The sequence below is a fragment of the Pseudoxanthomonas sp. LjRoot204_2 genome (assembly GCF_056175765.1).
On sequence record NZ_JBGFFG010000042.1, the window covers coordinates 1 to 14,028 of the forward strand.

The window sequence follows — 14,028 nt, forward strand, 5'->3', positions numbered from 1 at the left end:
GTTCCAGCCTGCGCAGTTTCTGGGTGCCCGGCGCCGTGCACGTGGCCGGTGCGCTGGCCAGCAACGAACCGGTGGACGAGGGTTACCTGAAGTCGCTGGGCGTGCTGGACCAGTTGCCCAACTGGCGCCAGATGGCCGAGACCATGGTCGAGCGCGCCGAAGAGCAGGCGGCCTGACGCGTCTCTGATTCCGCGTGCGCGCCTGCGCGCGATGCAGCGTCTGCGATGCTTCACGTCTGTCTACGTGGAGCGGCCCGCGAGTGACGTCGTGGCCGTCATTCCGGCGCAAGCCGGAATCCATGGCCTCTCAGCGATGTCCTTTCTAGCGAACGTCAGGGAAAGCATCGGCAACGTGGGTCCCGGCTTTCGCTGGGACGACGGGGCTGGCGTGTCCGAATCCGTGCCGCCATCCCTTGCGGTCATTCCAGCGCAAGCAGAAATCCACTGTCCGTCAGTGATCCGCATCCTTCGTGCGGCGGGGAAGGCAAAGGCGAGATGGGTCTCGGCTTTCCCGGGGACGACGGGCGTGACGCTGTCAGGGACCGTAGGTGGGAGAGGTCTCCTGCACCTTGCCTGCTGGCTTGGCGATGATCCGCGGTCGTAGCCACGCGGCGAAGTCGGCTTCGCCGAGACTGCCTTCCGACAGGCCCAGATACTGCGGATAGAGCTCGTGGTCTTCCGCCGACAACGTGGCGCCATTGAGTACGATGAAGACTTCGCAGGCCACGGCTGCCATGCGCTTGTTGCCGTCGACAAAGGGGTGGTTGCGGGCCAGGCCGAAGGCCGTGGCGGCAGCCAGATCGGCCAGGTCCGGCGTGGGTTGTCCGTAGGCGTGCAGCTGCCGGGCGCGCGCCAGCACCGATTCCAGCAAGCCCTCGTCGCGGATGCCGGTCGCGCCGCCATGCTCGGCCAATTGCCGGTCATGGATGGCCAAGGCCAAGGCACGGCTGATCCAGACGATCATCCGGGCTGCTTCATTGGGCCAGCTTGTGGAGCAGGGTGCGGCGGCTGCGCATCACCTGCTCGGCCACCTCCATCTGCTCGGCCAAGGTGGGGTCGTAGACCGTCAGGCGGATGCCGTCGGGGGTCTCGAGTGCATGGAGTTCATCGCCTTTTTCCAGGCGAAGGCGCGCCAGGAGATCCTTGGGCAGGATGATGCCGGCAGAATTGCCGACCGTGGTGATCTTGAGCTTCATGATTGCCTTCCTGACGTTATAACCATGGTTATATTGGGGCGGATGAGGGGTTGAGGCAACCCGCACGTTTTTCTCGTCATGTGAGACCTGAAGGTGTACAAATGTACACCCATGAACCCCATCGATCTGCCTCCCCAACGTGCCGCCGTCCTGGCCTTCCTGCGCCGGGAGCTGGCGGCCGGACGCGCGCCCAGCCTGGCGGACATCGCCGGGGCCTTCGGCTTCGCCTCCCGCAATGCCGCCCAGAAGCACGTACAGGCGCTGGTCGCCGATGGCCTGCTGGAACAGGCGCCGGGCCAGAAGCGCGGCCTGCGCCTGCCCGGCGGCATGGCCGACCTGCTGCCGTTGCCCGTGCTGGGCCGGGTGGCCGCGGGCCAGCCGATCGGCGCCGACATCGGCCTAGACGAACAACTGTGGCTGGACCGTCGGCTGTTTTCGCCRCAGCCGGACTACCTGCTGAAGGTGCAGGGCGATTCGATGATCGACGACGGCATCGTCGATGGCGATCTGGTCGGCGTGCATCGCACGCCGGAGGCGCGCGACGGCCAGACCGTCGTGGCCCGCATCGACGGCGAACTGACCATCAAGCGCCTGCAGCGCGAGCGCCGGCGCATCCGCCTGTTGCCGCGCAATCCCGCGCACGCGCCGATCGAGGTGCAGCCGGGACAGGACTTCGCCATCGAAGGCGTCTACTGCGGCCTGGTAAGGCGCGGCTGACATGGGTGCGGTCGTCGCCCTCGACACGCTGTTGGCCGCGCGCACGTTGTGGCACGCGGGCCGCAGTGCGGCGATCGCCGCCGATGGCGAACCCACAGGCCATGCGGCGCTCGACGCGCTGCTGCCGCAGGGCGGTTGGCCACGGCGCGCCCTGACCGAGCTGCTGCTGCCTGCCGACGGCGTGGGCGAACTGGCCTTGCTGCTGCCCACGCTGGCACGCATGACCCAGGCCGGCAGCGCGGTGGCGGTGATCGCGCCGCCTTACGTGCCGTATGCGCCGGCCTGGCAGGCCGCGGGCGTGGACCTGGCGATGCTGGAGATCGTCGAAGCCGCGCCACGCGATGCGTTGTGGGCGTTCGAGCAATGCCTGCGCAGCGGTGCCTGCGCCGCCGTGCTGGGCTGGCCCACGCACGCCGACGGTCCTGCGCTGCGCAGGTTGCAGGTGGCGGCCGACAGCGGCGAATGCCTGGGCTTTGCGCTGCGCGACCGTCGCCACGCGGCCAATCCCTCGGCGGCCGCGCTGCGCGTGGAAGCCATGCGCGATGCGCAGGGCGGCACGCAGTGGCAGGTGCGCAAATGCCGGGGTGGTCCGGCACCTGCGCAACCCTTCGCGCTGGTCGCGCATTGAGGCCTACCGATGCTCTGGGCCTGTGTACTGCTGCCGCAGCTGGCGCTGGACGCCGTCCTCCGGCGTTTGCCTGATCCCGACGCGCCGCTGGCGCTGGTCGGCGGTGCCGTGCAACTGCGTACCCTGCAGGCGGTGAATGCCGCTGCCGCGCAGGCGGGCCTGCGGGCCGGCATGCGGTTGACGGCCGCGCACGCGCTGCTGCCGGATTTCGCGATGGTCGAATACGACCCCTCGGCCGAAGCGCGCTGGCAGCGGTTCCTCGCCGCCTGGGCGTATCGCCACAGTTCGCTGGTAAGCGCGCAGTGGCCGGGCTGCCTGGTGCTGGAGGTGCGCGCCAGCTTCCGCCTGCTGGGGCCCTGGCCGCGCATCGAGGTGCGGTTGCGCGAGGAACTCGGGCTGCTGGGTTTCCAGCATCGTCTCGCGCTGGCACCCACGCCGCGCGCGGCGCATGTGTTCGCCGGCCTGCGCGACGGACTGGCGGTGATGCAGCCGGCGGCGATGGCGGAAATGCTGGACCGCGTGCCGGTGCGCCGTGCGCGCCTGCCGGACGATGCCGGCGAACGCCTGCATCGCATGGGCATCCGCGACCTGCGCACGCTGCGCGACCTGCCACGCGACAGCGTGCGCCGCCGTTTCGGCTTGCCGGTGCTCGACCACCTGGATCGCCTGTACGGCCAGGCCGACGACGCGCTGGCGTACTACGCGCCGCCGGACCACTTCGATGCGCGCATCGAACTCGGCTACRAAGTCGAGAGCCACATGGCGCTGCTGTTCCCGCTCCGGCGCCTGATCGGCGACCTGTGCACCTACCTGTCCATCCGCGACGGCGGCGTGCAGCGCTTCGTGCTGCGGCTGGAACACGAGGAGGGCCATACCGATGTCGAGGTGGGCCTGCTGGCCGCCGAGCGCGAGCCGGCGATGCTGTTCGAACTCACCCGCAATCGCCTGGAGCGCGTGCAGATCGCCCAGCCGGTGGTAGGCGTGCGCCTGCTGGCACGCGAGCTGCCGCCGTTCGTGCCGGCCGCGCGCGATCTGTTCGATACGCGGCCGCAGCAGCAACTGCCGTGGCCGCAGTTGCGCGAACGCCTGCGCGCGCGCCTGGGCGACGAGGCGGTGCATCGCGTGGCACCGGCCGGCGATCCACGCCCGGAACGCGCGTGGCGACGCGTGCAGGGCGATGGCAGTCGCATCGAACGGGCGCCCCTGCGTCCGCCACGCCCGACCTGGTTGCTGCCGCAACCGGTGCCGCTGCGCGATCCGCACCCGCGCATCGTCTCCGGGCCCGAGCGGCTGGAAAGCGGCTGGTGGGACGGCGAGGACGCGCGCCGCGACTACTACGTGCTGGAGACCTCGCAAGGCCAGCGGGCCTGGGCGTTCGCGCCGCCGGGCGAGCAGGGCGGCTGGATGCTGCATGGGTGGTTCGCGTGAGCTGGGACGATGCGGTGGACGGCGTCGACCGCGATACGCCCGGCGGTCGCCCGCCCCGCGCGTGGGAAGTGGCGCAGCGGTTGCGCCGGCATGCCGCGGCCAACGACGACGGCCCGCAGGAAGATGCCTGGCCGGCCTATGCGGAACTGCATTGCCTGTCGGACTTCTCGTTCCTGCGAGGCGCGGCCAGTGCGGAAGAGCTGTTCGAGCGGGCGCGCGATCTCGGTTATGAAGCACTCGCGATCACCGACGAATGCTCGCTGGCCGGCATCGTGCGCGGTTGGGAAGCTTCGCGTGCGACGGAGGTGCCCCTCGTCGTCGGCAGCGAGTTCACCCTGGCGTGCGGGTTGAAGTGCGTGCTGCTGGTGGAAACCACGGCCGGCTACACGCGGCTGTGCGAACTGATCACCACCGCCCGGCGCGCCGTCGACAAGAAGGGCTACCGGCTCACGCGGCTGGACATGGAGCGCCTCCTGTCCGACGTCGATCCTGCCGTCTGCGGCCTGTTCGCACTCTGGCTGCCGGCACCCGAGATCGACGAAACGCAGGGGCAGTGGCTGCAGTCGGTGTTCGGCGATCGCGCGCATGTGGCGGTCGAACTGCACCGTGAGCAGGACGATGCCGCCCGACTCGCGCGCCTGCTCGAGACCGCCGCACGCCTCGCCATGGTGCCGGTGGCGGCCGGCGACGTGCACATGGACGTGCGCCGCCGCCGCGCGTTGCATGACACGATGACGGCGATCCGCCATGCCGCACCGCTGGCCGAATGCGGCGAGCACCTGTTCCGCAACGGCGAACGCCACCTGCGCACGCGACGGGCGCTGGGCAACATCTATCCGCGTGCCCTGATCGATGCCGCGGTGGCGCTGGCGCGGCGTTGCAGGTTCGATCTCAAGCGCGACATCCATTACCGCTATCCCGCCGAGCTGGTGCCGGCGGGCCACACGCCCAGCACGTGGCTGCGGGAACTCACTGAACGCGGCATGCGCGAGCGCTGGCCGGAGGGCGTGCCGGATTCAGTAGTGGATCAGATCGACGGCGAACTCGCGCTGATCGAAGAGCTCCAGTACGAGGCGTTCTTCCTGACCGTGTGGGACATCGTGCGGTTTGCCAGGGAACAGCACATCCTCTGCCAGGGACGTGGTTCATCGGCGAATTCCGCGGTCTGTTTCGCACTGGGCATCACCGTGGTCAATCCTGCCGAAAGCCGCCTGCTGATGGCCCGATTCCTGTCCAAGGATCGCGGCGAACCGCCGGACATCGACGTCGACTTCGAGCACGAGCGCCGCGAGGAAGTGCTGCAGTACGTCTACACCAAGTACGGCCGCCGCCGTGCCGCGCTGGCCGCCACGGTGATCCGTTACCGCGGCAAGAGCGCGGTGCGCGACGTGGCCAAGGCGTTCGGCCTGCCGCCGGACCAGATCGCACTGCTGGCCGACTGCTATGGCTGGGGCAACGGCGAGGCACCGATGGAGCAGCGCCTGCGCGAGGCGGGGTTTGATTCGGGAAATCCACTCATCCGGCGCGTGCTGGCGGTGACCGACCAGCTGCGCGACCACCCGCGTCACCTGTCGCAGCACGTGGGAGGCTTCGTGATCGGCGATGCGCCGCTGTCAACGGTAGTGCCGGTCGAGAACGCGTCGATGGACGACCGTACCATCATCCAGTGGGACAAGGACGATCTGGAGACGATGGGATTGCTCAAGGTCGACTGCCTGGCGCTGGGCATGCTGACCTGCATCCGCAAGGCGGTGGACCTGGTGGAGAAACACCGCGGATTCCGTCTGGATCTCGCGCGCCTGCCGAACGATGACGAAGCGACCTTCCAGATGATCCAGGCCGCCGACACCGTGGGCGTGTTCCAGATCGAATCCCGCGCGCAGATGAGCATGCTGCCGCGGTTGAAGCCGAAGGAATACTACGACCTGGTTGTGGAAGTCGCGATCGTGCGCCCCGGCCCGATCCAGGGCGGCATGGTGCATCCCTACCTGCGCCGCCGGCAGGGCAAGGATCCGGTGACCTATCCCTCCGAGGGCGTGAAGGAGATCCTCGGGAAAACGCTCGGCATCCCATTGTTCCAGGAACAGGTGATGGAACTGGTGATCCATGCCGGCTATACGCCTTCGCAGGCGGATGGTCTGCGCCGCTCGATGGCGGCCTGGAAGCGGGGCGGCGACATGGAGCCGCATCGCCTGCGCATCCGCGAGCTGATGCTCGGGAAGAATTACTCTCCGGAGTTCATCGACCAGATCTTCGAGCAGATCAAGGGCTTCGGTTCCTATGGCTTCCCGCAGAGCCATGCGGCCTCGTTCGCCAAGCTGGTCTACATCAGCTGCTGGCTGAAACGGCATGAGCCGGCCGCCTTCGCCTGCGCGCTGCTCAATGCGCAGCCGATGGGCTTCTACTCGCCCAGCCAGATCGTGCAGGACGCGCGACGCGGGCAGGGCGGGCGTGTGTCCATTGATGTCCTGCCCGTCGACGTCGCCATCAGCGACTGGGACAACACACTGGAAGGCGGGCATGTGCGCCGCGGGGTCGACGACGGCGGACAACCCTCGCTGCGGCTCGGCTTCCGGCAGGTGGGCGGACTGTCGGAGGACGCCGGCAAGGCGATCATGGCCGCGCGCGCGCAACGCCCCTTCGCCGATGTCCGTGATCTCTGCCAGCGCGCCAGGCTCGACGAGAAGGCGCGCACTGCCTTGGCCGAAGCGGGCGCGTTGCATTCGCTCGCCGGGCATCGCCATGCCGCGCGCTGGGCGGTCGCCGGCATCGAGCGGCAGCGCCCGTTGCTGYCCGGCAGCCCGGATGAGGAGGCGATCGTCCTGCCCGCTCCGACGGTGGGCGAGGACGTGACCTCGGACTACCGCATGACCGGGCTGACGCTGGGCGCGCATCCGCTGTCGTTGCTGCGCGAACGCCTGCAGCGGCAACGCGTGGTCGATTCGCGACAGCTGAGCGGGTTGCCACACGGGCGGGGCGCCTTCGCGGCTGGCATCGTCACCCAGCGGCAACGGCCGGCCACGGCGAAGGGCACCATCTTCGTCACCCTGGAGGACGAGCACGGCATGGTCAACGTGGTGGTGTGGTCGCACGTGGCGCTGCGCGACCGCAAGGCCCTGCTTGGCGCGCGCCTGATGGCGGTACGCGGCCGTTGGGAACAGGTGGACGGCGTCTCCCACCTGATCGCACGCCGGCTGGAGGATTTCAGTCACCTGCTGGGCGAGATCCAGCCCGGCTCCCGTGACTTCCACTGACCTGCCATGCGTGCGCTGACCGCCCACACCGATGATCTGTTCGCTCCCGCGATGCACCGCCTCGTGCATGACGATCAGGGCGGCATCCGCTATTGGCCGGGTGCGATCGATCCCGATACGGCGCAGGCATGGTTCGAGGCCCTGCACGCACAGGCCGCGTGGATCCATCTGCAGCGCCCCATGTACGACCGCATCGTCGACGTGCCGCGCCTGCTGGCGAACTACGCCGTGGATGCACTGCCGCCCGAGCTTCCGCTGGCCGGTCTCCTGGCCTGCGTGCAGGCGAGGGCGCCTGCGCCCTATTCGCGCATCGGCATGAACCTCTACCGCGACGGCCACGACAGCGTCGCTATGCACGGCGACAAGCTGCATACCGTAGCCGCCGGCCATCCGATCACCCTGGTCTCGCTGGGCGCGCCGCGGCGCATGCTGATCCGCGCACGCGAGGGCAGGCGCGAAACGCTGGCGGTGGACCTCGCGCCGGGAAGCATCCTGTCGATGAGCCATGCGTCGCAGAGCACGCACGAGCACGGCATTCCGAAGACCCGGCGTTCGCAGGGGCCGCGGATCAGCGTGGTGTTCCGGGTGAGGCCTTCGTCCCCTGTGGGAACAGGTGGCTTGGCAGGTGTGGGAGCGACGTGAGTCGCGAAGGGTCACCTGTAAAGCTTCATCGCGACTTACGTCGCTCCCACAACAGGCTGCCCGAAAAAAAACGCCGCGAGGGCATCGCGGCGTGAGGGGAAGGACTGCATGAAAAGGAGAGGCCGGTCAGCCCATCAGCTTGAACAGCGACAGCTGCTGCATCTGCATGAAGACCGTCTGCGCGGCTTGCAACGCGGTGTTCTCCATCTGGTAGCGGCCGATGGCCTCGGCCCAGTCCAGGTCGCGCAGGGTGGACAGGGTGCCCTGCAGGGTGACGTTGTTGGCTTCGCGCAGGGCGGCCGCATCCTCGATGGCGGACAATTGCGCGCCGCCGCTGGCGCGGGCATCGATCATCTTTCCCTGCGCGGTCCCGACATCGCGCATGGCGGCCTGCAGGTTGTTCTGCATCGCGGCGCGCTGCGCGTCCGTGGTGGGGTTGGCGTCCAGCGTGTCGATCAGTCCCTGCACGGTGGCGAAGATGTCGCGGCTGCCCGAGGGGCCCAGGGTGAAGCTGTCGCCGTTGGCGGGCTGACCATCGATCTTCATCTGCACGCCGGCGAAGGCAATGCTCTCGCCCTTGGCGTAGGTGCCGGTCGTGACCGCATTGCCGCCTGCATCCAGCACCTGGTACGTGTTGCCGGCGCCGAACGAAAGCGTGTAACTGCCGCCCGACCAGAGGGTGGAATCGGTGACGCTGAAATCCATCAGCAGGCCCGTACCCGTGTTGCCCGGAGCGGCCCGTCCGTCGATGCGGCCGTCGCCGGTGCGCAGGCGCAGGAAGACCTCGCTGCCGGGCAGGGTGTCGGCGACGAACATGTCCGGCGCCACTTCCACCTGGCGCTGCGTCTGGTCGCCGCTGTAGATCACGCTGCCGCCGGCGATGGCGAAGGGCGTGCTGCCGTCGCTGGTGCCGCCGAACAGGTAGCGGCCGGCACCGTCGGTGCTGTTGGCCAGGTCCAGCAGGCCGGCATAGATCGCCTTCAGCTCGGTGCTGATGGCGTGGCGGCTGTCGTCGCCCATCGCCGCGTTGTTGGCCTGGATCGCCAGCTCCTGCACGCGCGCCATCGCTTCGCCCACGCGGGTGAGTGCGTTCTCCTGCAGGCCGAGGCGGTTCTGCACCGCGTTGGCGTTCATGCCGAAGCGTTCGAGTTCGGCGACGGCCCGGTCCAGGCCGACCGCGGTACCCGCAGCGACCGGATCGTCCTTGGCGGTCACCAGGCGTTGCCCGCTGGCGAGCTGCTGTTGCGTGTGCGCCAGTTTCGCCTGCTTGGCCAGCATCGTGGAGATCGACTGCTGGTACATCATTCCGGTGGAGATGCGATTGTTCATCGGCGTGTGGCGCTCAGCAGCGATTGGAACAGGGTGTCGGCGGTCGCGATGATCTGCGACGCCGCCTGGTACGCCTGCTGCAGGCGCATCAGGTCGGCGGCTTCTTCATCCAGGTTGACGCCGGAAATCGCATCGCGCGCGGCCTGCGCCTGGTCGTGGATGACCTGCTGCGCCTGGGCGGAGTAATCCGCCTGTCGCGCCGCCGAACCGACCTGCGTGGTCAACCCGCCGATGGCGCCATTGAGCGTCAGCGTGCCGCCGTTGAGCGCGCGCGCGTCGTCCAGGTTCGACAGCAGCCGGGCGTTGCCGTTGTCGCTGGAATTGGCGCCGGTCGGGCCCACGCTGAAGCGGTCGCCGGCGGCGGGTGCGCCGTCCAGCACCAGGCTCCAGCCGTTCGACGCAATGGTCTGTCCGGGGGTGTAGACGAACGGGCCGGCGCCATTGATGGTGTAGTTGGTGGCATCGAGGAAGTCGATGTCGACCGGCGCCAGCAGGCCCGCATGGCTGGCGTCCAGCACTTTCAGGCCGCTCAGCTTGCCGCTGCCGGTGTTGGCCATGTCCGTCGTGGCCTTGACCGGCGTGGCCGCGGCGATGCGGCCGGGATCCGTGATCGCGACGCCCAGGTTGCCGGCGGCGCCCGCGGTGGGTTGCAGCAGGAAGCGATCGTTGGCGGCCGGGGTGCCGGACGCGAGCACGACCTCCACGCCGTTCACCACCAGCGGATCGGCCGCCGTGCCCGTGCCGGTCGTTGCGATGGCGGCACCGGTGTCGGGATGCGTCGCCACCCATGCGCTGCCGTCGAAGCGCAGCAGCACGTTCTGCGAATTGAGTGCCGAGACGCTGCCCACGGCCGTCTGCAGCACGGCGGTGCCGGTGTTGCCGGCGTTCGACGAAATGCGTGGCGCGGGCAGGCTGAAGAAGTCGGCGCCCAGCTGTCCATACTGGTCCATGCCCGCGCGGTGGCCGGCATTGAACGTATCGGCCAGCGACGTGGCGACGCGCCCAAGCTCGGCGACCGCCGGGTCCAGCACCGTGGTGCGGAACTCGATCAGGCCGCCGATCTGTCCGCCCATCGCGCGCTTGTCGAGCGTGATGCGCTGGCTGTTCGTTTCCAGCGCCACCTGCAGCCGCTCGGGGCGGTACGCGTCGGGCACGGTGACGAGCCGGCTGGCGGTAGCGCCGACGACCAGGGGTTGTCCACCGGCGCTGAACACGTTGACCAGCCCGCCGTCCTGCGTCACCGCGTTGCCGCCGGTGAAGGCCACCAGTTCGCTGATCAACTGGTCGCGGCGGTCCAGCAGGTCGCCGGAAGGATGGGTGTTGCCGCCGATCTGCCCGTTGAGCTGGGCGATCTCCTTCGCCAGCCGGTTGACTTCACCGGTGGCGGCGGTGAGTCCGGCATTGACCTCGGTATCCAGCCCGTCCAGGTGCTGGTCGATCTGCCGGAAGCGCGTGACCAGCGCGTTCGCCTGCGCCAGCACGCTTTCGCGGTCGGCCGAGCCGGCCGCGTTGGACGACAGCGCGCTCACCGAATCGAAGAAGCTGGACCACGGCGCGCTGATGCCCGTCGCCTTTTCGGAGAACAGCTGGTCCAGGCGCGTGGACAGCACCGACAGCTGCTGCAGGCGCGACAGTTCGCCGCCGCTGTCGAGCAGGCGCGAGGTCGCCAGCGAGTCCGCCATGCGGCGGATGTCGACGATCTGCACGCCGTTGCCCTGGTAGCCCTGGCCGAAGTAGGTGCCGTCGCGCGCTTCGAACTCGGCGCGCTGGCGCGAATAGCCGGGCGTGTTGATGTTGGCCACGTTGTGGCTGACCGTCGACAGCGCACGCTGGAAAGCGAGGAGGGCGCTGCTGCCGGTGGCGAGAAGGTTGGACATGCGTGCTCCGGGGTCAGCGCTTCAATGCGTTGCCGATGGCATTGCCGACGAATCCGCCGACCTTGCCGCCGACGCTGTCGCCGATGGCCGACAGCACTTTTCCGAGTGTCGGACCGTTGGCGATCGAGGCGATCTTGTTGGCATACGTCGGGTCGGTGGCGTAGCCGGCGCGCTGCAGGCCGCGGGCGAAGCCCGCAATGTCCTTGCCGGCCGCCAGTGCCTGCTGGTAGCGCGGATTGTTCTTGAGCAGTCGCACGTAGTCGGCGAAGCTTTCCGCGGGCGACGCGTACGCGCGGAAGTCCGCGGTCTCGCTGTGCTTCACGCCATTGCTGTATTCGTGCGTGGCGGTGCGGGCGCGCTCGCCCTTCCAGCCCGTCGCCTTGATGCCGAACAGATTGTGCGCGCTGTCGCCATCGCCGGTCTTGATCTGCCGCTTGCCCCAGCCGGTTTCCAGCGCAGCCTGGGCGACCAGCGCGCGCGGGTCGACGCCCAGCTCCTTCGCCGCCTGCTTGGCGTGGTCCCAGATCTCGGCGACGAAGCGCTCGGGCGTATTACGCGCGTACTTCGACGGATCGGCCGACGCGACCTGTTCCACCTCATCGCAGGCGGCGTCAGGACGGACGGTGATGGTGTCCAGCGTGATCGTGCCCGGCATGCCGGGGTCGTGGCGCACGGCGCTGCTGCCGATGCCGCGGCCTGCGATGGCGTCCAACATGGAATCGGCTTCGTTGCCCGGCAGCAGGCGCTTGTACGCGGACAGCGCCGTGGTGGCGGGAACCGCGGGCGTGGTGCTGTCGGTCGCGCCCAGCTGCCGCGCGATCATCGGCGCCAGGCCCAAACCGCGCCCTTCGCTCATTGCCTTGGCGATCTGCTGGTCGTACATGTCGCGGAATATCTGGTTTTCGCCGGGAAACAGAGAATCACCGAAGCCGGCCTCGCGCATGCACTTGATCATCATCTGCGCGAACTGGCCTTCCAGCTTGCGCGCGACGTCGTGGATGCGCGCGTTGTCCGGCTTGCCGCCGGCATCGGCCAGCGGCAGGGAAGGATTCAGCGTTCCGATGGGCATGCTGGCCATGTCAGATCACCTCGAGCTCCGCGCGCAAGGCGCCGGCCTGCTTCAGGGCTTCCAGGATCGCGATCAGGTCGCCGGGTGCGGCACCGACTTCGTTGACCGCGCGGACGATCTCGTCCAGCGAGGTGCCGCCTTCGAACTTGAACATGCGGTTGCCTTCCTGGCTGACGGACACGCTGGACTGCGGGGTCACCACAGTGGTGCCACCCCGGGAGAATTCGTTCGGCTGGCTGACGTTCGCCGATTCGGTGATCGTCACCGTCAGCGAGCCGTGGGTGACCGCCGCCGGCATCACCTGCACCTGCGCGCCGATCACCACAGTGCCGGTGCGCGCGTTGACGATGACCTTGGCCGGCGCGCTGCCGGGGGTGAGTTCCAGGTTCTCGATCTGGGCGAGGAAATTCACCCGCCGCGAGATCTCGGCCGGTGCGCGCACCGCGACCGTGACCGCATCCAGCGCGTAGGCATTGCCGGCGCCGAAGTTCTGTTCCAGCGCCGCGACCATGCGCGACACCGTGGTGAAATCGGCGCGGTGCAGGTTCAGCGTGATGGTGCCTTCGCCACTGTCCAGTGCATTGGGGATCGCACGCTCGACGGTGGCGCCGTTCGGGATGCGACCCACGCTGGGCACGTTGACCGACACGCGCGAGCCATCCTTGCCTTGCGCACCGAAGCCGCCGACCACCAGATTGCCTTGGGCGATCGCATAGACCTCGCCATCGGCGCCGCGCAACGGCGCCATCAGCAGGCTGCCGCCGCGCAGCGAAGTGGCGTTGCCGATGGAGGACACGGTGATGTCGATCGGCTGGCCCGGCTTGGCGAAGGCGGGCAGCTCGGCGTGAATGGCCACGGCCGCCACGTTCTTCAGCTGTGGATTGACGTTGGGCGGAATGTTGACGCCCAGCTCGCCGAGCATGTTCTTCAGGCTCTGCACGGTGAAGGGCGCCTGGCTGGTGCGGTCGCCACTGCCATCCAGGCCCACCACCAGGCCGTAGCCGACCAGCGGGTTGCTGCGCACGCCGCCGACCTGGGCCAGGTCCTTGATGCGCTCGGCACGCGCAGCGGGCGCCAGGCAGATCAGCACCAGGCCGATCCAGGCCAGCAGCCCCAGCAGCGTGTAGGTGTCGATGCGGCGCGACTTCTTCGCGGGTGCCGGTGCAGCGCGGTTGGCTTCGTTGGCGTCCATCACGGTGCTCAGTTCGGGAAGATCGGGGAGTTGAAGAACCGGCCCAGCCAGCCCATCGAGTTGGACTGCGCGATCGCGCCGCGGCCGCCGTAGGCGATGCGCGCGTCGGCGACCTTGCCGGAGGAGATCGTGTTGTCCGGATTGATGTCGGCGGGGCGGACGATGCCCTGGATCTGCACCAGCTCGTCGCCCTGGTTCAGGCGCATGTTCTTCTGGCCCTGCACCACCAGGTTGCCGTTGGGCAGGCGCTGGATCACGGTGACCGTCACGCTGCCCTGCAGCTTGTTGCTCTGCGCGCTGTTGCCGGCGCCGCTGAAGCCGCGGTCGCCATTGACCGAAGCGCTCAGGATGTCGCGGCCGTTGTACGTGACCGGCGCACCGGCGATGTTCGGGGCCGCGATGGCGATTTCGCTCTGCTTGTCGACCGAGGTGGTGGCCGACGTCTGCGCGGTGGTGTTCTCCACCAGGTTGATCGTCAGCAGGTCGCCGACGTCGCGCGCGCGGCGGTCCGCGTAGAGATTCAGCCCGGGGCCGGCGCGGTAGATGGAACCCGCGGTCGCCGGCGACTGCGCGGCGACGATCGGCTGGATGGGCTGCATCGGTGCGTACGGGCGCACGTCGCCGTAGTAGCGTGCACAGCCCGGCAGCAGCATGAGCGCGCAGGCAAGGGTGGTGGCGGACGTGGTGCGCTTCATGG

12 protein-coding genes and 1 pseudogene are annotated in these 14,028 nt (G+C 68.8%); 6 read left to right on the forward strand and 7 right to left on the reverse strand.

Annotated elements, in window-relative coordinates; all coding sequences use genetic code 11:
* Positions 1 to 176, forward strand: a pseudogene (locus AC04L7_RS03615) (HDOD domain-containing protein); the annotation flags it as partial.
* A 358-nt stretch (positions 177 to 534) separates the two neighbouring features.
* On the opposite strand, the gene AC04L7_RS03620 reads toward AC04L7_RS03615, so the two are convergent.
* Positions 535 to 963, reverse strand: coding sequence for a type II toxin-antitoxin system death-on-curing family toxin (locus AC04L7_RS03620; RefSeq protein ID WP_435998986.1), 429 nt, complete (start codon positions 961 to 963; stop codon positions 535 to 537).
* 10 nt (positions 964 to 973) lie between these two features.
* Positions 974 to 1,195 carry an AbrB/MazE/SpoVT family DNA-binding domain-containing protein gene (locus AC04L7_RS03625; RefSeq protein ID WP_435998984.1) on the reverse strand — a complete coding sequence of 74 codons (222 nt, stop codon included), beginning with the start codon at positions 1,193 to 1,195 and terminating at the stop codon, positions 974 to 976.
* A gap of 111 nt (positions 1,196 to 1,306) precedes the next feature.
* Between AC04L7_RS03625 and lexA the strand changes: the two genes are divergently transcribed.
* The 5 genes from lexA to AC04L7_RS03650 are packed head-to-tail and all read left to right on the forward strand — an operon-like array spanning position 1,307 to position 7,864.
* Positions 1,307 to 1,912: a transcriptional repressor LexA gene (gene lexA, locus AC04L7_RS03630; RefSeq protein WP_435998982.1), complete on the forward strand. Its 606-nt coding sequence runs from the start codon at positions 1,307 to 1,309 to the stop codon at positions 1,910 to 1,912.
* 1 nt (position 1,913) lies between these two features.
* Entirely contained in the window at positions 1,914 to 2,540 is a 627-nt protein-coding gene (gene imuA, locus AC04L7_RS03635) for a translesion DNA synthesis-associated protein ImuA (RefSeq protein ID WP_296281828.1), read from the forward strand.
* A gap of 9 nt (positions 2,541 to 2,549) precedes the next feature.
* A complete protein-coding gene (locus tag AC04L7_RS03640; RefSeq protein WP_475512539.1) occupies positions 2,550 to 3,968 on the forward strand; it encodes a Y-family DNA polymerase in 1,419 nt (472 codons plus the stop codon).
* Complete coding sequence (locus AC04L7_RS03645) at positions 3,965 to 7,222, forward strand: error-prone DNA polymerase (RefSeq protein ID WP_475512540.1); 3,258 nt, start codon at positions 3,965 to 3,967, stop codon at positions 7,220 to 7,222. The genes AC04L7_RS03640 and AC04L7_RS03645 overlap by 4 nt, the downstream gene beginning before the upstream one ends.
* 6 nt (positions 7,223 to 7,228) lie before the next feature.
* Positions 7,229 to 7,864, forward strand: a complete 636-nt coding sequence (locus tag AC04L7_RS03650; RefSeq protein ID WP_296281833.1) for an alpha-ketoglutarate-dependent dioxygenase AlkB — start codon at positions 7,229 to 7,231, stop codon at positions 7,862 to 7,864.
* Between the two features lie 126 nt (positions 7,865 to 7,990).
* Here the strand turns inward: AC04L7_RS03650 and flgL are convergent, their stop codons facing one another.
* Genes flgL through flgH form a run of 5 tightly spaced genes read right to left on the reverse strand, consistent with a single transcriptional unit; the run spans position 7,991 to position 14,026 of the window.
* Entirely contained in the window at positions 7,991 to 9,193 is a 1,203-nt protein-coding gene (gene flgL / locus AC04L7_RS03655; protein ID WP_299343362.1) for a flagellar hook-associated protein FlgL, read from the reverse strand.
* The gene (flgK, locus tag AC04L7_RS03660) at positions 9,190 to 11,070 is read right to left on the reverse strand and encodes a flagellar hook-associated protein FlgK (RefSeq protein ID WP_296281836.1); all 1,881 of its coding nucleotides are present in this window, start codon (positions 11,068 to 11,070) and stop codon (positions 9,190 to 9,192) included. The genes flgL and flgK overlap by 4 nt, the downstream gene beginning before the upstream one ends.
* Positions 11,071 to 11,083: 13 nt before the next feature.
* Positions 11,084 to 12,139, reverse strand: coding sequence for a flagellar assembly peptidoglycan hydrolase FlgJ (gene flgJ / locus AC04L7_RS03665; protein WP_436001032.1), 1,056 nt, complete (start codon positions 12,137 to 12,139; stop codon positions 11,084 to 11,086).
* A gap of 10 nt (positions 12,140 to 12,149) precedes the next feature.
* Complete coding sequence (locus tag AC04L7_RS03670; protein ID WP_299343365.1) at positions 12,150 to 13,331, reverse strand: flagellar basal body P-ring protein FlgI; 1,182 nt, start codon at positions 13,329 to 13,331, stop codon at positions 12,150 to 12,152.
* An 8-nt stretch (positions 13,332 to 13,339) separates the two neighbouring features.
* Positions 13,340 to 14,026: a flagellar basal body L-ring protein FlgH gene (gene flgH, locus AC04L7_RS03675; protein WP_435998973.1), complete on the reverse strand. Its 687-nt coding sequence runs from the start codon at positions 14,024 to 14,026 to the stop codon at positions 13,340 to 13,342.
* Positions 14,027 to 14,028 lie beyond the last annotated feature (2 nt).